Genomic DNA, 20,947 nt, shown 5'->3' on the forward strand with positions numbered 1-20,947 from the left:
CGCTGTTCTGGAGCACGACTGAAAATGGCAGATTCCTTTTCCTACGAACAACTGATTGCCTCGGGCGAGGGCCGGCTGTTCGGCGCTGACAGCGGGCGTCTGCCGCTGCCGCCCATGCTGATGTTTGACCGCATCACGCATATCGACAGCGATGGCGGCGCCCATGGGCTGGGGAAAATCCGGGCCGAGCTCGATGTGCGTCCTGACCTGTGGTTTTTTGCCTGCCACTTCCAGGGCGACCCGGTCATGCCTGGCTGCCTGGGGCTCGATGCGATGTGGCAGCTCATCGGTTTTTACCTGACCTGGCTGCAACTGCCCGGTCGTGGTCGCGCCCTGGGTGCGGGCGAGGTCAAGTTCACCGGCGAAGTGGGGCCTGACGTCAAGCTGGTGACCTACGAAATCGACATCAAGCGCGTCATCAAGCGCAAGCTCGTCATGGCCATTGGCGATGCCCGTCTGCTGGCCGACGGCAAGGAAATCTACGTGGCCAACGACCTGCGCGTGGGCCTGTTCAAGAGGGAAGAAGCGGCAAAAGACGGAGCGCCGCAAGGAGAGGCAGCATGAAACGCGTGGTGATCACGGGCATGGGTATCGTCTCGTGCATTGGCAACGACATGGCCACGGTAGAGGCCTCGCTGCGCGAAAGCCGCTCGGGCATCCGCGCCATGCCGCAGTTTGCCGAGCTGGGCATGCGCAGCCGCGTGGCCGGCGTTCCCCAGATCGATCTGGAAGCGCTGATCGACCGCAAGCAGTTGCGCTTCATGGGCGACGCAGCGGCCTATGCGCACATCTCGCTGGCCAACGCCATTGCCGAATCGGGCCTCACGCCCGCGCAGGTGTCGCACCCGCGCACCGGCCTCATCATGGGCTCGGGCGGCGGCTCGCCCGCCAACCAGATCGAAGCGGCCGATATTTTGCGCAGCAAGGGCATCCGTCGCGTGGGGCCTTACCAGGTCACGCGCTGCATGAGCTCCACCGTGTCGGCATGTCTTTCGACCAACTTCGGTATCAAGGGAATCAATTACTCCATCACCTCGGCCTGCAGCACCTCGGCGCACTGCATCGGCGCGGCCGCGCAGCAGATCGCGTGGGGCATGCAAGACGTGATGTTTGCCGGCGGCGGCGAAGAAGTCACCTGGGGCATGGGTCTGCTGTTCGACGCCATGGGCGCCATGTCCAGCGCCTATAACGACACGCCCGAGAAAGCCTCGCGCGCCTACGACGCGAATCGCGACGGCTTTGTGCTGTCGGGCGGTGGCGGTGCCGTGGTGCTGGAAAGCCTCGACCACGCCCTGGCACGCGGCGCCACCATCCTGGGCGAAGTCGTCGGCTTTGGCGCCACGTCCGATGGTGCCGACATGGTGGCCCCTTCGGGCGACGGCGCCATTGCCTGCATGCGCCAGGCCATCTCCACCGTGAGCGAACCCATCGACTACATCAACACCCACGGCACCTCGACGCCCGTGGGCGATGTGCCCGAACTGCGGGCCATTCGCGAGGTGTTTGGCGACGCCATTCCGCCGTTCTCGTCCACCAAGTCGCTCACCGGTCACTCGCTGGGCGCCACGGGCGTGCAAGAGGCCATCTACTGCCTGCTCATGCTGCGCCAGGGCTTCATAGCCGCTTCGGCCAACATCGAAACGCTGGAACCCGCCGCAGAAGGCATGCCCCTGGTGCGCAAGACGGTGGACGCGCCCATCCGCACCGCGCTGTCCAACAGCTTCGGCTTTGGCGGCACCAACGCCAGCCTGGTGCTGCGCCGCTGGGACGGCGCGTAAGCCTCCATCTGCACTTGCATTGTCGCCAGGCGCGGGCACCTGGCTTTCGACACATCCAACCCATCACCCCACCCTGAGACTGCACGCAGTCTTCGGGTGGGGTTGTTGTTGGGCAGATCGGTCAATACCCCAGGTTGAGCTGGAAGACCGCGGTGCTGCCGCTCACCTCATTGCCCACCACCAGCAAGGGCTTGCCGTTGGGTGACTGCTTGGCGGGGATGAAGGTCAGACCTTCAGGTCCCAGGTCCCCCACCTTGTCGAGCGCCGGGGGCGCTTTGTCATTGAAAACGGTGCTCCAGTTCTCGCGCGTGTTGATGTAGTCCACGCGCTTGGGGGTCTTGGGGTCGGTGATGTCGAACACCAGCACGCCGCCCATGCGCTCCAGGCCCACAAAGGCAAAGCTCTTGCTGCCGATCGTGCCGACGGCCAGGCCCTCGGGCTCGGGCCCTTGCCGGAGCTGCGGGCGTCCAGCGCGGCGGTGGCGTCGTGGCCGGTGTTGAAGTAGGTCTTGCAGTCGATGTCGCGCTTGGCGCCGAGCTTACAGGCGTCGCTGGCGATGAATTGCTCGATCGCTGCAGCGGAATCCCAGACCTGCACGCCCTGCGCGTTCCAGATGGAAATGGAGCGGCCGCCATAGGCGTAGAGCTTGTCGTACATCAGGCGGTTGCCGCTGGCGTCGGCCTCGCCCTTGGCGTTGTACCACTTGGGGCTGCCGTCGGGGTTGGTCTGGTAGCCCTGGGTCCAGGTGACTTTCAGGCGACCGAGCTTGTCGTCATCGCGGCAGGTCTTGGGATCGCCCGCGACGGCGCCGCACCAGGCAAAGTTGGCGGGGTTGAGCAGCGCGCCGCCGTTACCCTTGGCCAGTTGCGCTAGGTGTGCCGGCAGATCGTCCCCGGCGCGGCGCAGGAAGCCGTCCTTGTGCACCAGGTGCTTGACGCGCCATTCCTCGACGAAACCCTTGGTCACGTCGCCTGCCTGCGCCGGCACGGCCGGGCTGGTGCCGGTAGCCGCGATGGCCGCAGTGCCGAAGTAGGCCTTGGTGTTCTCGCCCCAGGCGCGCGCGTCGCCCTCGTTGGCGCTCACCAGGTAGGTCTGGCCGTCACCCGCCCTGTAGGCTGCGATGGCGTCGGGCTGGTACATGCCCAGCACGTTGGGTGCGGTGGTGATGTTGATCACCGGGCTCTTGCCATCGCTGTCAGCAAAGTCGAGCGCGTTGGCCGCCAGGCCGTGGTCCTTGTAGCCCAGCGCCACGATGTCGGTCACAGTGGCCTTGGCGATGTCCACGACTGCCAGGGCATTGTTTTCTTGCAGCGTGACCCAGGCGGTCTTGCCGTCGGGCGACACGGCGATGTATTCGGGCTCCAGGTCCTGGGCCACGGTGGCCTTGCCCTTGCCATCGGCTGTGGGGCCAAACAGGCGCACGCCCTTGGCCAGCAGTTCTGCCGCGCGGGTGTTGAACGCCTTGAAGTCGGCGGTGCGCACGGTGGGGCTGGCGGGTGTGCTCACATCCACGATGCTGATCGAGCCTTCGGGGTCGCTCTGGTAGTCGTCGCTGGGCTCGGCTTCGTTGGCTACCAGCACGGTCTTGCCATCGGGCGTGAAGATCAGCATGTCGGGCAGGGCGCCGACCGGTACCGAGCCCAGCAGCTTCAGATCGGCCGCCTGGTAGATCGCCACGCGGCCCGCATCGGTCTTGGGTTTGGCCTGGATGGCGATCGCCACCAGCCCCCCCTGCGAGGCGACGCTGTTCACCTCGCCATTGGCGAGCACACTGGTGCCGTTGATTTCGCCCACTTTCTTGGGGTTCTTGGGGTCGCTCAGGTCCAGCACGTCGAGCTTGCCAGACTGGGCGTTGACCACAAAGGCGCGCTTGGAGGCCGCGTCAAACGCCGGGATCTCCGCCGCGCTTTGCAGGAAGATGCCCGAGGAATATCCACCGATCTTCTCCAGCTGGAGCGAGATGGGCGAGAGCTCGACGTCGTCATCGCCGCCGCCGCAGGCGGCAACGGCTGCAGCAGCCACCAGGGAGAGGCAGAAAAGATGCCGACGGGATGAAGTAAAGAAAGAGGTCATGCTCGGAATTTGTGGGAGATACGCAAAAGCGCGAGCCTGCATTGAATGTCACGACTGTGACGAATTGGTGAAAGTGCGCGGCGTGAACGGGGCCGCGCGCCCATCGCATGGGTCTCTTTGCGCAGCCGCACGCGGCCGGCCGGGCGTTTCTTGACCGCATCGGCATGGTCGGCACCGTAAAATCGCTGTTTGCGCAGCGCGGACTGCTACTCTTTTTCATTGGCGCAGGTCCGGCCTGCGGAAAGCCAGAATCGATTCATGCTGACCTTCCAACAAATCATCTTGAAGCTGCAGTCCTACTGGGATGCCCAGGGCTGCGCGCTTTTGCAACCCTATGACATGGAAGTGGGCGCCGGCACATCGCACACCGCTACGTTTTTGAGAGCTATTGGCCCTGAGCCCTGGAAGGCCGCCTACGTGCAGCCCAGCCGTCGCCCCAAGGACGGCCGCTATGGCGAGAACCCCAACCGCCTGCAGCACTACTACCAGTTCCAGGTGGTGCTCAAGCCCGCGCCGGCCAACATCCTGGAGCTGTACCTCGGCTCGCTTGAAGCACTGGGGTTTGACCTCAAGAAAAACGACATCCGCTTTGTCGAAGACGACTGGGAAAACCCCACGCTCGGCGCCTGGGGCCTGGGCTGGGAAGTCTGGCTCAATGGCATGGAAGTCACGCAGTTCACCTACTTCCAGCAGGTCGGTGGCATCGACTGCAAGCCCGCCACGGGCGAAATCACCTACGGCCTGGAGCGCCTGGCCATGTACCTGCAGGGCGTGGACAACGTCTACAACCTGACCTGGACCGAAGGCGCAGATGGCTCGAAGCTGACCTACGGCGATGTGTACAAGCAAAACGAGGTGGAGCAGTCCACCTACAACTTCGAGCACAGCGACGCCGACTTTCTGTTCACCGCCTTCAATGCGCACGAAAAGCAGGCCAGGCACCTCATGGAGCAGCAGCTCGCCCTGCCGGCCTACGAGCAGGTGCTCAAGGCTGCGCACAGTTTCAACCTGCTCGATGCGCGCGGCGCGATCAGCGTGACCGAGCGCGCCGCCTACATCGGCCGCATCCGCAACCTGGCCCGCGCCGTGGCGCAAAGCTACTACGAAAGCCGCGAGCGCCTGGGCTTCCCCATGGCGCCGCGCGAATGGGTGGCACAAATGGCCAAGAAGACCGCCTGAGCGAAGACCCGGAGCCCCTGAAAAATGACAACGCAAAATCTTCTGGTCGAACTGTTTGTGGAAGAGCTGCCCCCCAAGGCGCTCCAAAAGCTGGGCGATGCCTTTGCCACGGTGCTGGCTGACCAGCTCAGGGCGCAAGGCCTGACCTCTGCCGACACTGCTGTCACCGCCTACGCCTCGCCGCGCCGGCTGGCGGCCCATGTGAGCCATGTGGCGCTCAAGGCCGAGGACAAGGCGGTGCAGCAAAAGCTCATGCCTGTGAGCGTGGGCTTGAATGCCGAGGGCCAGGCCACACCCGCCTTGCTGAAAAAACTGCAGGCGCTGGGCGCCGACCTGTCTGACCCCGTCGCCGCCGTGGCCGCACTCCAACGCGCGCCCGATGGCAAAGCCGAGGCGCTGTTCTACGACAGCCTGGTCACCGGCGCCACGCTGGACACCGGCCTGCAAAAAGCCCTGGACGAGGCCATTGCCAAGCTGCCCATCCCCAAGGTGATGAGCTACCAGCTCGAAACCGATTGCGAGCTGCCCGGCTGGAGCAGCGTTCACTTTGTGCGCCCCGCGCACGGCCTGGTCGCGCTGCACGGCACGACCGTGGTGCCCGTCAAGGCGCTGGGCTTGAGCGCCGGTTGCACCACGCAAGGCCACCGTTTTGAGGCCCTGGTGAGCCCGGTGGTGGTGCCGCACGCTGACCAGTACGCCGAAGTGCTGCAAAGTGACGGCGCCGTGATTGCCAGCTTTGCCGCGCGCCGCGCCGAAATCGCCCGCCAGCTGGCCGCCGCAGCCGCCAAGGTTGGCAACGGCGCGCGCCCGATCGACGACGACGCGCTGCTCGACGAAGTGACCGCGCTGGTCGAGCGGCCCAACGTGCTCATCTGCGAGTTTGAGTCGCAATTTCTCGACGTGCCGCAGGAATGCCTCATCCTCACGATGAAGGCCAACCAGAAATACTTCCCGCTGCTCGACGCGGCCGGCAAGCTGACCAACAAGTTCCTGGTGGTGAGCAACATTAGCCCCGAGGACACGAGCTTTGTGACCGGCGGCAACGAGCGCGTGGTGCGCCCGCGCCTGGCCGATGCCAAGTTCTTCTTCGACCAGGACCGCAAGAAAACGCTGGCTTCGCGCGTGGAAGGCCTCTCCAAGGTGGTCTACCACAACAAGCTGGGCACGCAGGGCGAGCGCGTGGAGCGCGTGCGCGCGATTGCCAAGGCCATCGCAACGCAGCTGGGCGATGCCGCCCTGGTGGCCGACGCTGACCAGGCCGCGCTGCTGGCCAAGACCGACCTCGTGACCGACATGGTCGGCGAGTTCCCCGAGCTGCAGGGCACCATGGGCCGCTACTACGCGCTCAACGACGGCCTGGGCGAAGTGATTGCCGACGCCATTGAAGACCACTACAAGCCCCGCTTTGCCGGCGACACGCTGCCCCGCAACACCGCCGGCGTGGTGGTGGCACTGGCCGACAAACTGGAAACCCTCGTGGGGATGTTTGGTATTGGCAACCTGCCCACGGGCGACCGCGATCCGTTTGCGCTGCGCCGCCATGCGCTGGGTGTGATCCGGATGCTGGTCGAAAAAGACCTGCCGCTGGATCTGCACGCGCTGCTGACCGGTGCCGTGCCCGCGTTTGGCGACAAGATCACCGACGCCTCGGCTGCGCTGGCCGACTTCATCTACGACCGCCTGGCTGGCGGCCTGCGCGAGCAGGGCTACAGCGCGCAAGAGGTCGATGCCGTGCTGGCCCTGCGCCCGCAGCGGCTGGCGCAGGTGCCCCAGTTCCTCGCGGCGGTGCGCGCCTTTGCAGCGCTGCCCGAAAGCGCGGCCCTGGCCGCCGCCAACAAGCGCGTGAGCAACATCCTCAAGAAGGCGGGCGAGGTGGATGCCCACGTCAACCCCAACCTGCTGCCCGAGCAGGCCGAGCAAGACCTGTACGCCGCCCTGCAGCGCTTTGTGCCCGAGGCCAATGCGCAGTTCGACGCGGGCGACTACACCGCATCGCTGCAAACCCTGGCCGTGCTGCGCGCGCCGGTGGATGCGTTCTTTGACGACGTGATGGTCAACGCCGAGCAACTGGACCTGCGCCTGAACCGCCAGGGCCTGCTCAAAAGCCTGCACGATGCGATGAACCGCGTGGCCGATCTCTCGCGCCTGGCGGCCTGAGATGGTGCAACCCCCTGAGCGGCTGCGCCGCTCCGTGCTGCCACCAGAGGCGGCGGCTCTTCGGGGGCGTCCAAGCCTGCGCAGGCAGGCTTGGAGCCGCGCCCCTCAGCCCCTTCTCTCAGCTAGCGCTGGGAAGGGGGACGACGCCAGCGCGGCGGGGCGGCCCTTGTGCGGCGTCCGCTGGCTTGGGTCGCGCCAGTATCATGTGCCGGCCCCCTGGCGAGCGCCGGGCGTGGCACAAAGGGGCAATCATCCATGAAACTCGTCATTCTTGACCGTGACGGCACCCTCAACCTGCTGGGAGATGACTTCATCACCTCCCCCGAGGAGTGGAGCGCCCAGCCGGGCGCGCTGGAGGCCGTGGCCCGGCTCAACCATGGGGGCTGGCGTGTGGTGGTAGCCACCAACCAGCCGGGGCTGGGGCGGGGGTTGTTTGATGTGGTTTCGCTCAACGCCATCCACGCCAAGATGCTGCGGCAGGCCGCGGCGGCTGGGGGGCGCATCGACGCCGTGTTCTATTGCCCGCACGCGCCCGATGAGGCCTGCCATTGCCGCGAGCCCGCGCCTGGCCTGCTCGAACAGATCTGCGACCGCTATGGCGTGGAGCCCTTCGATGTGCAGGTGGTTGGCAGTAGCGCCGAGCATCTGCAGGCGGGGGCGGCGCTGGGTGCGCAGGTGCATCTGGTGTGCTCGGGCCGGTCGGCCCATCTGCAGCCCGGGCAGATTCTGCCCATCGACTTTCCCGCCACCACGCGGGTGCATGCGAGCCTGGCGGCGTTTGTCGAGCAACTGCTGCCCCCGACGCCTGCACCGCTGCCTGCGCCCGCGCCGGAGGCGGCCACCCAGTCGGGCACGCCACCCCTGGCGTACTGATGCTACTTATTAAATAGCAGGTTGCGCCTGATTGATAAGCGCTAGAGCCCCAAAAACATCCAAAAGATATGGCCTTGATCCGTTCCATCCTCCACATGCTCTGGATGGGCATCACCGTGGTGCCCTACACGCTGCTGATCCTGCTGGTGCGGCTTTTTGGCGCCAGCAGCCGCACGCGCTACCGCATTGCGCGGGCCTGGCTCAAGCTCAGTGTGGATGCGGCCGGCGTCATCATGGGCATCCGCCCCCGCGTCACCGGCATGGAGCATTTGCCCACGCAGGAAAACCAGGGCGTGGTGCTGCTGGTCAAGCACCAGTCCACCTACGAGACCTTCCTCATGCCGGCGATCATGCCGCGCCCGCTGGCCTATGTGTTCAAGAAGGAACTGCTGCGCGTGCCCTTTTTTGGCTGGTCGATTGGCAGCCTGGACATGATCCACATCGACCGCAGCCAGGGCGTGCGGGCCTTCGCCAAGGTGGTGCAGCAGGGCCGGGCGCTGCTGGCGCGCGGCACCTGGGTCATCATGTTTCCCGAGGGCACGCGCATAGAGCGCGGCCAGGTGGGCCAGTACAAAAGCGGCGGCACGCGGCTGGCCATTGATTCCGGGGTGCCCGTGGTGCCGGTGGCCGTCACATCGGCCCGGGTTTGGCCGCGCAAGGCCTTTATCAAGCGCCCCGGTGTGGTGGATGTGTCGATCGGCCAGCCCATCCCCAGCGTGGGCCGCAAGCCCGACGAGCTGATGCAGGAGGTCGAGGCCTGGATCGAAGCCGAAATGCGCCGCCTGGACCCCGAGGCGTATTCCTCTAACCCGTGAGCGCGCCATGATGCAGCGGCTGGTGCAACTGGCCCTCGACCTGTTCGACCCGCCCGGGCCGGAGCGCGCCGCCGGTGCCTCGCCCACGGTGGCAGGATCGCCGGCGGAGAAAATTAAGCCAAAACTGCCTGAAGCCCTTGTTGATAAAGCGCAGGAAGCTCCTGAAACAGGAGCGAACGTGGCGCTTCCCGCAGCTCCACCGGTGCCTGCCTTGGCGTCGCTGCTGTCCCCCGCCGAATTCCGCCATCCCCGGGCCAACCGCGAGGTGCTGCTGGGCGATGCCGTGGTGGCCTATGCGCTGCACCGCGTGCGCCGGCGCAGCATCGGCTTCACGGTGGGCGCCGATGGCCTGGCCGTGCGGGCCCCCACCTGGGTCACGCTTGCGGCCGTGGATGCGGCGCTGCGCGAAAAATCGGGCTGGATCCTGCGCAAACTCGATGAAGCACGCGCGCGCCAGCAGCGCAGCGAGGGCGGCCGCATCGCCTGGGCCCATGGTGCGCAGCTGCCCTATCTGGGCGAGCCACTCACCGTGGTGCTGGACCCCACCCACGGTTTCACCGGCAAGGGCGGCGCCCTGCACCCCGCCAGTGACGGGGCCGCGGATATGAACCTGCGCATCGGCCTGCCCCACAGCGCCAACCCGGCGCAAATCCGCGATGCCGTGCAGGCCTGGCTGATGCGCGATGCGCGCCGCCACTTCACCGCCCGGCTCGACCATTTCGCGCCACTGCTCAATGTGCGCTGGACCAGCCTGCGCCTGTCCAGCGCCCAGACCCGCTGGGGCAGCGCCAAGGCCGATGGCTCCATCCGCCTGAACTGGCGCCTGCTGCACTACCGCCCGGCCATCATTGACTATGTGGTGGCGCACGAGCTGGCGCACCTGCGCGTGATGGACCACAGCCCGCGTTTCTGGGGCACGGTGGCCACCGTGGTGCCCGACTACCCGGTGCTGCGCAACGCCCTGCGCGAACAACCGGCACCCCTTTGGGAATAAGAACGTGAACGCGTTCTAAGTGCGCAGCTACGCACCGCTAGGGTTTGAAAGCCATGCCGGTGCGCGGCAAAATGGCAGCCCGTTCCGCCTGGATCTCACCGCCTGGATGCCCACCATGATTCCCCTGCAGCTGTTCGACCCTGCTTCCAGCACCTACACCTACATCCTGCACGACCCCGCCACGCGCGATTCGCTCATCATCGACCCGGTGGACGAGCAACTCGACCGCGATCTGGCGGTGCTGCGGTCGCACCAGCTCACGCTGCGCTGGGCGGTGGAGACGCACGCCCACGCCGACCACATCACCAGCGCGGGCCGCCTGGCCGAACACACGGGGGCGCGCACGGCCGTGCCCGCCGGCTGCGGTATTGGCACGGCGGCCGTGCAGTTGCAAGACGGTGAGACGCTGGCCTTTGGCGGCGAAACCCTGCGCGCCCTGCACACGCCCGGCCATACGGCGGGCAGCATGTCGTTCCTGTGGCGCGACCATGTCTTTACCGGCGACACCTTGCTCATCAACGGCTGCGGCCGCACGGATTTCCAGTCAGGCAGTGCGGCCGACCTGTACCGCAGCATCACCGGCGTGCTGTTTGCCTTGCCCGAGGGCACCACCGTCTGGCCCGGCCACGATTACCACGGGCGCAGCCACTCCACCATCGGTGCCGAAAAGGCCGGCAATGCCCGCGTGGCTGGCCGCAGCCAGGAAGAGTTTGTGGCGCTGATGGAGTCGCTGCACCTGCCGCGCCCGCGCCGCATCGAGGAGGCGGTGCCGGCCAACCTGCACTCGGGCCTGCGGCACGACGCCGATGGCGCCACCCTGCAGGCGCCGCGCGCGGCCGAGGGTTATGCGGGCGATGTGTCGGCGCAGCAGGCCTGGCAGTGGGTGCAGGACGGCCAGGCTGTGCTGATCGACGTGCGCAGCGATGCCGAGCGCGAATGGGTGGGGCAGGTTCCCGGCGCGATTGCCGTCGCCTGGAAGCAGTGGCCCGGCATGGTGATGAATGCCGACTTCGATGCCCAGTTGCGTGCCGCCGTGCCCGAAGGCGGCCGCGCCGTGCTGCTGTGTCGCAGCGGCGTGCGCTCTGTCGCCGCCGCGCGCCGCGCCACCGAGCTGGGCATCACCGCCTACAACATCCTCGAAGGCTTCGAGGGCGACCCCGACAGCCATGCCCAGCGCGGCAAGAAGGGCGGCTGGCGCCGGCAGGGGTTGCCCTGGCGGCAAGGGTGAATAGGGCGGCATGAAAAAACGGGCCCCTCCAACCGGAAGGGCCCGCTTTGTTTTTGGCGGGGCGCAAGCGCCCCAGCGCTTTTATTTACAGCGCCGGAATGCGCAGCTTTTGCCCCGGGTAGATCTTGTCGGGGTGGGTCAGCATGGGCTTGTTGGCCTCGAAGATCTGGGGGTACTTGTTGGCATCGCCGTAGTACTTCTTGGCGATGGCCGAGAGTGTATCGCCGCGCACCACGTCGTGGTACTGCGCTTCGGGCTCGGGGTTGGTCACATCCATCTGGTTGTCCACACTGGTCACGTTGGCCACGTTGCCGCAGCACAGGGTGATCTTTTCCTTGGCGGACTGCGTGGGTGCCGTGCCTTTCACGGTGACCTTGCCCTGCGCGCCGTCAAACGCCACCTGCACGTTGCTGGCGCCCAGGTTCTGCGATGCGATGTAGGTCTCGATGGCCTTGGCGGCCTTGGCGTTGAGTTCGTCCATGGCGGCAGGGCTGTTCTGCGCCGCCTCCGCGTCCTTGCCGCCAAAAAGTTTCTCGCCGGCTTCCTTGATGAAACTGAATAAACCCATGTCGATTCTCCTGTGGTTGCAGAGGGGGAAGACGCCACTGTAGTGCACCGGTGGTAGCGCCGGATGTCAGACAAATGCCTGACCTTGCGCGCAGCCCGTGGTGCCGCAGATTGCCGCGGCGCGGTGCTTCGCCGAATACGCGGGTTTTTTTCGTGAGCCGGGCGGATGGAAAACTCTGGATAATCCGCCGCATGACATTCTTGGCCATTGACGTCGGCAACACGCGTCTCAAATGGGCGTTGTACGACGCTCACCGCCCGGGCGCAGCCTTGCTGGCGCATGGCGCCGAGTTCCTGGACCATATTGACCGGCTGGCCGAAGGTTCGTGGGCGCAGCTGCCGGTTCCGACCAAGATGCTGGGCTGCGTGGTGGCGGGCGATGCCGTCAAGCGCCGCGTGCAAGACCAGATGGAGCTGTGGGATGTGCCGGCGCAATGGGTGGTTTCGTCGGCGCAGGAGGCCGGCGTGGTCAATGGCTACGACTACCCCTCGCGCCTGGGCTCGGACCGCTGGGTGGCCATGATCGGCGCCCGTCACCATGTGCTGGCAAAGGGCCCCGCGCGCCCCATTGTGGTGGTGATGGTGGGCACGGCGGTCACCGTGGAATGCATCGATACCGACGGGCGGTTTCTGGGCGGGCTGATCCTGCCGGGCCACGGCATCATGCTGCGCGCCCTGGAAGCCGGCACGGCCGGCCTGCATGTGCCCACGGGCGAAGTGCGCCTTTTCCCCACCAACACCAGCGATGCACTGACCAGCGGCGGCACCTATGCGATTGCCGGTGCAGTCGAGCGCATGGTGCAGCATGTCATTGCCCACTGCGGCGCCGAGCCTGCCTGCGTAATGACCGGCGGCGCCGGCTGGAAGATGGCGCCCAGCATGACGCGCCCGTTCGAGCTGGTGGACAACCTCATTTTTGATGGCCTGCTGGAGATTGCCGCGCGGCGTTTCGGCTGAACCGGGGCGCCCGTGCAGTGGGGAGGCTCAGTCTTCCTGCAGTTCAAGCCGCGCCATCTCCACGTCAAGGCGCTCTCGCGCATCCACCGGCTCGATGGCTGCGGCCTTTTCGTAAAGCTGCGTGGCTTCCTGCATCTTCGTGTCGCCTTCCAGCATCACCAGTGCATTGGCGTATTCGATCATGCCGATGGCCGAGCCGGGGTTGATCCGCAAGGCTTCCTGAAACAGCAGCAGGCCCTGTTCTTTCTTGGCGCCATAGGTCATCCCGCCAATCAGCGCGCCCACCTTGTCAATCACCTCGGCGTGGAACGTGCCCAGCGCAATGCGAGCATCGGCATGCCGGGGTGACAGGGCCATTGTTTTTTCCAGTGCATTCCTGACCTTGCCGCCCAGCCCCTGGGCCAGCGCCTTGGCCACGCTGATGCCCTGGCTGTATCGGCCCAGCGCATAGGCATGCCAGTACCAGGCGTTGGCGTTCTCGGGCTCGTGCTCCGCCTGGGCCTGGGCGCGCTCGGCCACCTGCATGAACAGATCCAGGCGTTTTTTTTCCTTCGGCTCCAGGTAGTTGGCATAAATCGCGGTGGCCTTGTTGGCCGCCGTGATGCCGGCGCCGCCTGCACTGAGCCCTGTCGCAGCGGCCTGCTCGAACTCACCGCTGTGAAACAGTGCCCAGGCCTGCAGCACGGCGGCATCCTGGGGGCAGGGCTCGGCATCGCCGCTGTGCAGCCGGCTCCATTGCTGCTTGACGCTGGCCGCATCAAACCGGTAGTCACCAGCATGGGGGAAAGGGGTCCATGGGGCCATGGTGCGTCTCCTGGGTTGTGGTTATGGTGCCGTGCTGGTCAAGCGATGGCCGGTGCGTAGGCGCCCACGATGTGCTGGAGATGCGCGCGCTGGCTGCCCTCCAGGTAGGGCATCAGCAGGTTCAGCACATGGTGCGCGCCCCGCTGCAGCGCTGCCTGGGCGCTCTCGGGCTCCAGCGCATGGCGCGGGTCCTGCACGTATTCGAAGCTGAGCCAGTAGGTCAGCACCACCACCATGCTGGTGGCGGTGGCCTCCTGGTCGTGGGCGTCGATGCGCAAGGCATCTGCGCGGCCCATGCCATCGAGCATGGCCCGCACCGCGCGGGTCTTGCTTTTCAGAATGGTCTGGAAATGCGTCTCCAGGCGACGGTTCTTGGACAGCAAGTCATTGAGGTCCCGGTACAGGAAGCGGTATTGCCAGATGATTTCAAACAGCGTGTGCATGAAGAACCAGGCGTCTTCCACGTTGCGCACGTTGTCGCTGGCACCCAGCAACTCGTTCAGCGCATGTTCATACCGGTCAAACAGCGCATTGATGAGCTCGTCCTTGGCCGGGTAGTGGTAGTACAGGTTGCCGGGGCTGATGCGCAACTCGGCCGAGATGAGCGTGGTGGAAACATTGGGCTCGCCAAACCGGTTGAACAGGTCCAGGGAGATTTCCAGGATGCGTTCGGCAGTGCGGCGTGGCGCTTTCTTCACCATGGATGCTTGCCCCCTTTATGTCATTGTTTTTTGCGCTCTCCTGGTTACTCTAACCCAGCTGCTTTTGTTGCAATGCAGCATCAGGGCGCAGCGCCGGTGCGGCCTGCGGGGGCATTCGTTCTTTCGAGGTGTGATGTGGCGCTATGTGGGGGCGGGAAAAATGCGACTGCACGCAGGGGCGTGTCAGTCGCTGCAATCCCGATACCGGGCGCCGCTGCGCGCGCGGGTCGCCTGGAAGGCTCAGGTGGCAGACGATGTGTCCGGCGCAGCGCTTGCCTTGGCGGTGGCGGCAGTGCGGGGCTTTGCCACGGCCTTCTTGGCGGGGGCGGCTTTTCCAGCGGACTTGGCTGCAGGTTTCGCGGCGGTCTTGCGCGGGGCGGCCTTGGTCGCCGGCTTCGCAGTGGTTTTCGTCGGGGCAGATTTGCCGACGCCCTGCGTCAGCGCATCAATGCGTGCGTGAAGGGCCTGGATATCATGGTTCGAAGGCACGCCCAGCTTGCCCAGGGCCTTGGCCACACGCTCTTCAAAGATGTTTTCGAGCTTGTCCCACTGGCCCACGGCGCGCGAGCCGAGGTCGTTGGCCATGCTCGTCACGCGGCTGGTGGCTTCGGTAATCTTCTCTTCGGCCACGGCCTGCGTCTTGCGCTGGATGGTCAGCCCTTCCTTGACCAGCGCTTCAAACACCTTGCCGCCTTCTTCCTGCGCCTTCGAGAAAGCGCCCAGCCCGGCCAGCCAGATCTGCTGCGCCGAATCCTTGACGGTGCTGGACAGCTGGGCGTCGCTTTTTTTCTTGTCGTTGCCGATTTTTTGCACTTTCTTGACCATGGAACCTCCAGTAAGGGTGAGGGGGGTGATGCCAAGGCCGCTTGCCGCTGGCATACGAAGGCACTTTACGTTGCCCGGGGCTGCAGGTGTAGGCGTTTGCTCCTAAAAGTGTAGAAGATGGTGCCCGGTGACTGGACGCGGTAAGCAGCATCCTGTGCAGCGCCTGGTTACGTGCTGTTCCGAACTGGGTGGGATAATGGTTCGCTTTGCCAGCAGGCAGTAATCTTCGGGTCACATCATGATTCTTGTCACCGGCGGTGCCGGCTTCATCGGCGCCAACTTTGTTTTGGACTGGCTCACCACCTGCGACGAGCCGGTGCTCAACCTCGACAAACTCACCTACGCCGGCAACCTGCACAATCTGGACAGCCTGCAAGGCGATGCGCGCCATGTGTTCGTGCAGGGTGACATTGGCGACGCCGCGCTGGTGTCCCGCCTGCTGGCGCAATACCAGCCGCGCGCCGTGGTCAATTTCGCCGCCGAATCGCATGTAGACCGCTCCATCCACGGCCCCGAAGACTTCATCCAGACCAACGTGCTGGGTACTTTCAGGCTGTTGGAGGCTGCAAGGCATTACTGGCAAGCGCTGCCAGCTGTCAATAAAGAAGCATTCAGGTTCCTGCATGTGAGCACCGACGAGGTCTATGGCACCCTGTCGGCCACTGACCCCGCCTTTACCGAAGACAACACTTACGCGCCCAACAGCCCGTACTCGGCCAGCAAGGCCGCCAGCGACCACCTCGTGCGCGCCTGGCACCACACCTACGGCTTGCCGGTGCTCACCACCAACTGCAGCAATAACTACGGGCCGCTGCACTTCCCGGAAAAACTCATCCCCCTCATGATCGTCAACGCCTTGGCAGGCAAAAATCTGCCCGTATATGGCGACGGCATGCAGGTGCGCGACTGGCTGTACGTGCGCGACCACTGCAGCGCCATCCGCCGCGTGCTCGAAGCCGGCCACCTGGGTGAAACCTACAACGTCGGCGGCTGGAATGAAAAGCCCAACATCGACATCGTGAACACGGTCTGCGCCCTCCTCGACGAACTGCGCCCGCGCGCTGACGGGCAAAGCTACCGCAGCCAGATCACCTACGTCAAAGACCGCCCCGGCCACGACCGCCGCTATGCCATCGACGCCCGCAAGATCGAACGCGAACTGGGCTGGAAGCCGGCAGAAACCTTTGACACCGGCATCCGCAAAACCGTGCAGTGGTACCTGGACAACGCCGACTGGGTGGCCAACGTGCAGACCGGCGCCTACCGCGAATGGGTGCAGACCCAGTACCAGGAAGCCCCTGTTTCTGCTGCCACCTGCGCATGAAAATCCTCCTTTTTGGCAAAGGTGGCCAGGTCGGCTGGGAGTTGCAGCGCAGCCTCTCGGTGCTGGGTCAGGTCACCGCACTCGACTTTGACAGCACCGAGCACTGCGGCGACTTTGCCAATCCGGCTGGCCTTGCCGACACCGTGCGCGCGCTGCGCCCCGACGCCATCGTCAATGCCGCGGCCCACACCGCCGTGGACAAGGCCGAGAGCGAACCCGACCTGGCCCGCACCCTCAACGCCACCGCGCCGGGCGTGCTGGCCGAAGAGGCCGCCCGCCTGGGCGCCTGGCTGGTGCACTACAGCACCGACTACGTGTTCGACGGCAGCGGCAGCCGAGCCTGGGTCGAAAGCGATGCGCCCGCGCCGCTCAGCGTCTACGGCGCTACCAAGCTGGAAGGCGAGCAACTCATCCAGCAAGCGGGATGTAAACACCTCATCCTGCGCACCAGCTGGGTCTATGCCGCACGCGGCGGCAACTTCGCCAAGACCATGCTGCGCCTGGCACAAGAGCGCGAGCGCCTCACCGTCATCGATGACCAGTGGGGCGCACCTACCGGTGCGGATCTGCTGGCCGATGTCACCGCGCACGCCATCCGCCACCTGCAGCAGTGCCCGCAGGACGCCGGCCTGTACCACTGCGTGGCCAGTGGCGAGACCAACTGGCATTTGTATGTAAAAGAGGTCCTGAGCCTTGCTGCTAAAGCGCAGTCAGCTATCAAAATAAAAGCTGCCGAGGTGGCGCCTGTGCCCACCAGCGCTTTCCCCACGCCGGCCATGCGCCCGCACAACTCGCGCCTGAACACCCAAAAACTGCAAGCCACCTTCGGCCTCACGCTGCCCCACTGGCAGCAGGGCGTGGCGCGCATGCTCACCGAAATTCTGTAAGGCTTCCTCATGACCGCACGCAAAGGCATCATCCTCGCCGGAGGCTCCGGCACCCGCCTGCACCCGGCCACGCTGGCCATCAGCAAGCAACTGCTGCCGGTGTACGACAAGCCCATGATCTATTACCCGCTGAGCACCCTCATGCTGGCCGGCATCCGCGACATCCTCATCATCAGCACGCCGCAAGACACACCGCGCTTCCAGCAACTGCTGGGCGATGGCAGCCAGTGGGGTCTCCACCTGGAATACGCCGTGCAGCCCAGCCCCGACGGCCTGGCGCAGGCGTTCATCATTGGCGAAGACTTCATTGGCAATCACCCCAGCGCGCTGGTGCTGGGCGACAACCTGTTCTACGGTCACGACATGCACCTGCTGCTGGCCAATGCTATGCAACGCCAGCAAGGCGCCAGCGTGTTTGCCTACCATGTGCAAGACCCAGAGCGCTATGGCGTGGCCGAGTTCGACGCCAGCGGCAAAGTGCTGAGCTTGGAAGAAAAACCCCAGGCGCCCAAGTCCAGCTACGCCGTCACGGGCCTGTATTTTTATGACAACCAGGTGGTAGAGCTTGCCAAGGCCCTGGCGCCCTCGCCAAGGGGTGAGCTGGAAATCACCGACCTCAACCGCTTATACCTCGAGCAAGGCAACCTGAGCGTCGAAATCATGGGCCGGGGCTACGCCTGGCTGGACACCGGCACCCACGACAGCTTGCTTGAAGCCGGCCAGTTCATCGCCACACTCGAGCGCCGCCAGGGCCTGAAGATTGCCTGCCCTGAAGAGATTGCCTGGCGCCAGCGCTGGATTGACTCCGTGCAACTGGAGCGATTGGCCAAGCCACTGAGCAAAAACGGCTACGGGCAATACCTGCTGCGCGTTGCCCAAGAAACAATTTACTAAGACCTGCATGCAAGCCACTCGCCTCGCCATTCCCGACGTTGTCCTGATTGAACCCAAGGTGTTTGGCGACGCCCGCGGGTTCTTTTACGAAAGCTTCAACCAGCGCGCCTTCAACCAGGCCACTGGCACCGACTACCAGTTTGTGCAGGACAACCACAGCCGCAGCAGCAAAGGTGTGCTGCGCGGCCTGCACTACCAGATCCAGCAGCCCCAGGGCAAGTTGGTGCGCGTGGCGCAGGGCGCCGTGTTCGATGTGGCAGTGGACATCCGCAAAAGCTCGCCCACCTTCGGCCAATGGGTAGGGGCGGAGTTGAGCGCCGACAACCACCGCCAGTTGTGGGTGCCGCCGGGCTTTGCGCATGGTTTCGTGGTGCTTAGCGACACGGCCGAATTTTTGTACAAAACCACTGATTACTACGCGCCGGCTCATGAGCGCTGCATCGCTTGGAATGACCCCGATCTCTCTATTGACTGGCCGGATCTTTGCATGGCCCCGGTGTTGTCCGCCAAAGACAGTGCAGGATGCCCGTTGGTCAGTGCTGACTTTTTTAATTAATGAATCCCCATGCTGAGCCACCTGCCTCGCTGCAGGGTATGTTTCGCACCTTGTGGGTGCATCGTCAATTGATTGCCCGTATGAGCCAGCGCGAGGTGATTGGCCGATACCGAGGCTCTGCCCTGGGATTGGTGTGGTCATTTTTGACCCCCTTGTTCATGCTGACCATTTACACCTTTGTTTTTTCAGTGGTGTTTAAAGCCCGCTGGGGTACTGGTGAGGAATCACGCACGCAATTCGCGGTGATTCTCTTTGCGGGCCTCATTGTTCATTCTCTTTTTGCGGAGGTGATCAATCGTGCTCCCCAGCTGGTACTTGGGAATGTCAATTATGTAAAAAAAGTGGTATTCCCACTGGAGATATTGCCGGTAATCCAGCTGGCTGCCGCGTCTTTCCACGGGCTGGTCAGCGTTGTGGTGTTGTTGGTGGCAAAGCTGCTGTTTACGGGTTCAGTGCCTGCTACTGTATTCTTTTTTCCGGTGGTTATCCTGCCCTTGTTGGTATTGATTTTGGGGCTATCTTGGGGGCTGGCATCCTTGGGTGTTTTTGCTCGCGATGTGGGTCAAACGATTGGTCTGATCACGTCCGTCATGCTTTTTATGTCTCCGGTGTTTTTCCCGATCCAGTCCTTGCCCGAGTCATTGCAGCCTTGGATGCGATTGAATCCACTTACCTTCATTATCGAACAGGTGCGTGAGGTTCTGGTGTGGGGGCATCAGCCGCAATGGTTTGGCTTGTTGCTGTATTGGCTGATTGCTCTGGTTGTGGCGTGGCTGGGTTTTGCCTGGTTTCAGAAAACACGCAAGGGATTTGCCGATGTCCTCTGATACCCAGAGCGCCGCGTCTGTAGCCATTCGGGTCAATGGGCTGCACAAATGCTTCCAGATCTATGCCACCCCTGGCCAGCGGCTGCGGCAGTTTGTCTTGCCACGCTTGCGGCGCTGGCTAGGCTTGAACGTGGTCAACTATTACCGTGAGTTCTGGGCGCTCCGCGATGTTTCTTTTGAGATTAAAAAAGGCCAAACCGTCGGTGTCATTGGGCGCAATGGATCGGGCAAATCCACCTTGTTGCAAATGATTTGTGGCACCTTGCATCCCACGCAAGGAAGCATTGAAGTGCAAGGCCGGGTTGCTGCGCTGCTGGAACTGGGCTCAGGGTTCAATCCTGAATTCACGGGCCGTGAAAATGTGTTCTTCAACGCAGGCGTGCTCGGCCAAAGTGAAGAGCGGACTCTCGAAAAATTCGCCGATATCGAAGCCTTTGCCGATATTGGCGATTTCATGGATCAGCCCGTCAAGACCTACTCCAGCGGCATGCTTGTGCGCTTGGCGTTCGCCGTGATTGCCCATGTGGATGCCGACATTCTGGTCATCGATGAAGCCTTGGCGGTGGGGGATGCTTTTTTTACCCAGAAGTGCATGAGATTTTTGCGTGCCTTCATGCAGCATGGCACCGTGCTTTTTGTCAGTCACGACACCGCTGCTGTCAAAGGTCTGTGCAATCACGCCATTTGGCTCGACAAAGGCCAGGTGCGCGAACAGGGCGATCCTAAAAGTGTTTGCGAGCATTATTTGCAGGCCTATTACGAAGCCCAGCAGGCTGACCAGGCGGCAGACGATACTCTGTTACCTGTCACTGCCTCGCAAGACGAAACCGTTGATGTCCCGAACAGCCAGGGTTTGAAAGGGGCGGAGGTACGTTTCGACCAACGCCTGCCTTACCTGAATGCCAGCAATCTTCGGAACGATCTGCGTCTTTTTGAATTCGACCCCGATGCACCGTCGTTTGGAATGGGCGGAAGTCGCGTGGTGCGTGTGGACTTGCGTAACGACCACGGACAGGCTTTGGCATGGGCCGTGGGTGGAGAGAATGTGGAGCTTACAGTGGAGGCCGTGGCCCTGCAACATCTTCGCAGCCCCATTGTTGGCTTTGTCGTCAAAGATCGACTGGGTCAAACCTTGTTTGGTGATAACACTTTTGTCGCATACGAGCACCAGCCTTGCGAATGCAAAGCCGGGCAAACCTTGCGTGCCAGATTCCAGTTTCAGATGCCCCGCATGCCTGTGGGCGATTACAGCATCACCATTGCCATAGCCGACGGCACCCAGCAAGAGCATGTGCAGCACCAGTGGATTTTTGATGCGATCACTTTCCGCTCCGAATCCACCAGCACCGCCGCAGGACTAGTGGGTATTCCCATGGCCCACATTTCCATGGATGCACGATAGCAAAATCTTTTTGCGCCGAGCCTTTTCGTCTTTTTCATGAACTTCATCACATCTGCCGCTCTGCTAGAGCCCCAGCATTTCTCTGTGCCAGCGCCTTGGGCGGGGC

At 63.8% G+C, this 20,947-nt stretch carries 20 protein-coding genes and 2 pseudogenes; 16 read left to right on the plus strand and 6 right to left on the minus strand.

What is annotated here, in order from left to right; genetic code table 11:
- Positions 1–24: 24 nt before the first annotated feature.
- Positions 25–564: a 3-hydroxyacyl-[acyl-carrier-protein] dehydratase FabA gene (gene fabA, locus CBP34_RS02465; protein WP_086926507.1), complete on the plus strand. Its 540-nt coding sequence runs from the start codon at positions 25–27 to the stop codon at positions 562–564.
- Positions 561–1,778 (plus strand): beta-ketoacyl-ACP synthase I, encoded by a 1,218-nt coding sequence (gene fabB, locus CBP34_RS02470; protein ID WP_094097200.1) that lies wholly within the window; start codon positions 561–563, stop codon positions 1,776–1,778. Before fabA ends, fabB begins: the two co-directional genes overlap by 4 nt.
- 121 nt (positions 1,779–1,899) lie before the next feature.
- Here fabB and CBP34_RS20400 read toward each other — a convergent pair whose 3' ends face one another.
- Both CBP34_RS20400 and CBP34_RS02475 read right to left on the minus strand, forming a co-directional pair.
- Positions 1,900–2,169, minus strand: a complete 270-nt coding sequence (locus CBP34_RS20400; protein WP_418134703.1) for a choice-of-anchor I domain-containing protein — start codon at positions 2,167–2,169, stop codon at positions 1,900–1,902.
- Between the two features lie 101 nt (positions 2,170–2,270).
- Positions 2,271–3,893 (minus strand): annotated as a pseudogene (locus tag CBP34_RS02475) (choice-of-anchor I family protein); the annotation flags it as partial.
- Between the two features lie 216 nt (positions 3,894–4,109).
- On the opposite strand from CBP34_RS02475, the gene glyQ reads away from it, so the two are divergent.
- The 7 genes and pseudogenes from glyQ to CBP34_RS19910 all read left to right on the plus strand — a co-directional run bounded on the left by glyQ (position 4,110) and on the right by CBP34_RS19910 (position 11,097).
- Positions 4,110–5,030, plus strand: coding sequence for a glycine--tRNA ligase subunit alpha (gene glyQ, locus CBP34_RS02480; RefSeq protein ID WP_086911239.1), 921 nt, complete (start codon positions 4,110–4,112; stop codon positions 5,028–5,030).
- A gap of 24 nt (positions 5,031–5,054) precedes the next feature.
- Positions 5,055–7,187, plus strand: a complete 2,133-nt coding sequence (glyS, locus tag CBP34_RS02485; RefSeq protein WP_094097201.1) for a glycine--tRNA ligase subunit beta — start codon at positions 5,055–5,057, stop codon at positions 7,185–7,187.
- A 255-nt stretch (positions 7,188–7,442) separates the two neighbouring features.
- Complete coding sequence (gene gmhB, locus CBP34_RS02490) at positions 7,443–8,060, plus strand: D-glycero-beta-D-manno-heptose 1,7-bisphosphate 7-phosphatase (RefSeq protein WP_094097202.1); 618 nt, start codon at positions 7,443–7,445, stop codon at positions 8,058–8,060.
- Between the two features lie 68 nt (positions 8,061–8,128).
- Positions 8,129–8,875 carry a lysophospholipid acyltransferase family protein gene (locus tag CBP34_RS02495; RefSeq protein WP_086911242.1) on the plus strand — a complete coding sequence of 249 codons (747 nt, stop codon included), beginning with the start codon at positions 8,129–8,131 and terminating at the stop codon, positions 8,873–8,875.
- A gap of 10 nt (positions 8,876–8,885) precedes the next feature.
- Positions 8,886–9,869 (plus strand): M48 family metallopeptidase, encoded by a 984-nt coding sequence (locus tag CBP34_RS02500; RefSeq protein ID WP_094099027.1) that lies wholly within the window; start codon positions 8,886–8,888, stop codon positions 9,867–9,869.
- A gap of 115 nt (positions 9,870–9,984) precedes the next feature.
- Positions 9,985–10,437, plus strand: a pseudogene (locus tag CBP34_RS19905) (MBL fold metallo-hydrolase); the annotation flags it as partial.
- 249 nt (positions 10,438–10,686) lie between these two features.
- Positions 10,687–11,097: a rhodanese-like domain-containing protein gene (locus CBP34_RS19910; protein WP_236748553.1), complete on the plus strand. Its 411-nt coding sequence runs from the start codon at positions 10,687–10,689 to the stop codon at positions 11,095–11,097.
- An 85-nt stretch (positions 11,098–11,182) separates the two neighbouring features.
- Here CBP34_RS19910 and lysM read toward each other — a convergent pair whose 3' ends face one another.
- Positions 11,183–11,665, minus strand: coding sequence for a peptidoglycan-binding protein LysM (lysM, locus tag CBP34_RS02510; RefSeq protein ID WP_094097203.1), 483 nt, complete (start codon positions 11,663–11,665; stop codon positions 11,183–11,185).
- 191 nt (positions 11,666–11,856) lie between these two features.
- Between lysM and CBP34_RS02515 the strand changes: the two genes are divergently transcribed.
- Positions 11,857–12,621: a type III pantothenate kinase gene (locus tag CBP34_RS02515; protein ID WP_086926514.1), complete on the plus strand. Its 765-nt coding sequence runs from the start codon at positions 11,857–11,859 to the stop codon at positions 12,619–12,621.
- A 27-nt stretch (positions 12,622–12,648) separates the two neighbouring features.
- Here CBP34_RS02515 and CBP34_RS02520 read toward each other — a convergent pair whose 3' ends face one another.
- From CBP34_RS02520 to CBP34_RS02530, 3 genes are all read right to left on the minus strand, one after another.
- Positions 12,649–13,425, minus strand: a complete 777-nt coding sequence (locus CBP34_RS02520; RefSeq protein WP_094097204.1) for a tetratricopeptide repeat protein — start codon at positions 13,423–13,425, stop codon at positions 12,649–12,651.
- A 38-nt stretch (positions 13,426–13,463) separates the two neighbouring features.
- On the minus strand, positions 13,464–14,126 hold the full coding sequence (locus CBP34_RS02525; protein ID WP_094097205.1) for a TetR/AcrR family transcriptional regulator: 663 nt from the start codon (positions 14,124–14,126) through the stop codon (positions 13,464–13,466).
- 240 nt (positions 14,127–14,366) lie between these two features.
- Positions 14,367–14,951 carry a phasin family protein gene (locus tag CBP34_RS02530; protein ID WP_094097206.1) on the minus strand — a complete coding sequence of 195 codons (585 nt, stop codon included), beginning with the start codon at positions 14,949–14,951 and terminating at the stop codon, positions 14,367–14,369.
- 238 nt (positions 14,952–15,189) lie between these two features.
- Here CBP34_RS02530 and rfbB point away from each other — a divergent pair, with 238 nt between their 5' ends.
- The 6 genes from rfbB to CBP34_RS02560 are packed head-to-tail and all read left to right on the plus strand — an operon-like array spanning position 15,190 to position 20,841.
- Entirely contained in the window at positions 15,190–16,275 is a 1,086-nt protein-coding gene (gene rfbB, locus CBP34_RS02535; RefSeq protein WP_094097207.1) for a dTDP-glucose 4,6-dehydratase, read from the plus strand.
- Positions 16,272–17,162, plus strand: a complete 891-nt coding sequence (rfbD, locus tag CBP34_RS02540) for a dTDP-4-dehydrorhamnose reductase (RefSeq protein WP_094097208.1) — start codon at positions 16,272–16,274, stop codon at positions 17,160–17,162. Before rfbB ends, rfbD begins: the two co-directional genes overlap by 4 nt.
- A 9-nt stretch (positions 17,163–17,171) precedes the next feature.
- Positions 17,172–18,056, plus strand: coding sequence for a glucose-1-phosphate thymidylyltransferase RfbA (rfbA, locus tag CBP34_RS02545; protein ID WP_094097209.1), 885 nt, complete (start codon positions 17,172–17,174; stop codon positions 18,054–18,056).
- 7 nt (positions 18,057–18,063) lie between these two features.
- Positions 18,064–18,612, plus strand: coding sequence for a dTDP-4-dehydrorhamnose 3,5-epimerase (gene rfbC / locus CBP34_RS02550; protein ID WP_094097210.1), 549 nt, complete (start codon positions 18,064–18,066; stop codon positions 18,610–18,612).
- Positions 18,612–19,439: an ABC transporter permease gene (locus tag CBP34_RS02555; protein ID WP_094097211.1), complete on the plus strand. Its 828-nt coding sequence runs from the start codon at positions 18,612–18,614 to the stop codon at positions 19,437–19,439. Before rfbC ends, CBP34_RS02555 begins: the two co-directional genes overlap by 1 nt.
- Complete coding sequence (locus CBP34_RS02560; protein WP_094097212.1) at positions 19,429–20,841, plus strand: ABC transporter ATP-binding protein; 1,413 nt, start codon at positions 19,429–19,431, stop codon at positions 20,839–20,841. Before CBP34_RS02555 ends, CBP34_RS02560 begins: the two co-directional genes overlap by 11 nt.
- Positions 20,842–20,947 lie beyond the last annotated feature (106 nt).

This window comes from Acidovorax carolinensis (genome assembly GCF_002157145.1).
GTDB lineage: Bacteria > Pseudomonadota > Gammaproteobacteria > Burkholderiales > Burkholderiaceae_C > Acidovorax > Acidovorax carolinensis.

Coding starts and splice junctions, on each gene's coding strand:
- fabA (WP_086926507.1), top strand. CDS start 25: ATGGCAGATTCCTTTTCCTACGAACAACTGATTGCCTCGGGCGAGGGC.
- fabB (WP_094097200.1), top strand. CDS start 561: ATGAAACGCGTGGTGATCACGGGCATGGGTATCGTCTCGTGCATTGGC.
- glyQ (WP_086911239.1), top strand. CDS start 4,110: ATGCTGACCTTCCAACAAATCATCTTGAAGCTGCAGTCCTACTGGGAT.
- glyS (WP_094097201.1), top strand. CDS start 5,055: ATGACAACGCAAAATCTTCTGGTCGAACTGTTTGTGGAAGAGCTGCCC.
- gmhB (WP_094097202.1), top strand. CDS start 7,443: ATGAAACTCGTCATTCTTGACCGTGACGGCACCCTCAACCTGCTGGGA.
- CBP34_RS02495 (WP_086911242.1), top strand. CDS start 8,129: ATGGCCTTGATCCGTTCCATCCTCCACATGCTCTGGATGGGCATCACC.
- CBP34_RS02500 (WP_094099027.1), top strand. CDS start 8,886: ATGCAGCGGCTGGTGCAACTGGCCCTCGACCTGTTCGACCCGCCCGGG.
- lysM (WP_094097203.1), bottom strand. CDS start 11,665: ATGGGTTTATTCAGTTTCATCAAGGAAGCCGGCGAGAAACTTTTTGGC.
- CBP34_RS02515 (WP_086926514.1), top strand. CDS start 11,857: ATGACATTCTTGGCCATTGACGTCGGCAACACGCGTCTCAAATGGGCG.
- CBP34_RS02520 (WP_094097204.1), bottom strand. CDS start 13,425: ATGGCCCCATGGACCCCTTTCCCCCATGCTGGTGACTACCGGTTTGAT.
- CBP34_RS02525 (WP_094097205.1), bottom strand. CDS start 14,126: ATGGTGAAGAAAGCGCCACGCCGCACTGCCGAACGCATCCTGGAAATC.
- CBP34_RS02530 (WP_094097206.1), bottom strand. CDS start 14,951: ATGGTCAAGAAAGTGCAAAAAATCGGCAACGACAAGAAAAAAAGCGAC.
- rfbB (WP_094097207.1), top strand. CDS start 15,190: ATGATTCTTGTCACCGGCGGTGCCGGCTTCATCGGCGCCAACTTTGTT.
- rfbD (WP_094097208.1), top strand. CDS start 16,272: ATGAAAATCCTCCTTTTTGGCAAAGGTGGCCAGGTCGGCTGGGAGTTG.
- rfbA (WP_094097209.1), top strand. CDS start 17,172: ATGACCGCACGCAAAGGCATCATCCTCGCCGGAGGCTCCGGCACCCGC.
- rfbC (WP_094097210.1), top strand. CDS start 18,064: ATGCAAGCCACTCGCCTCGCCATTCCCGACGTTGTCCTGATTGAACCC.
- CBP34_RS02555 (WP_094097211.1), top strand. CDS start 18,612: ATGAATCCCCATGCTGAGCCACCTGCCTCGCTGCAGGGTATGTTTCGC.
- CBP34_RS02560 (WP_094097212.1), top strand. CDS start 19,429: ATGTCCTCTGATACCCAGAGCGCCGCGTCTGTAGCCATTCGGGTCAAT.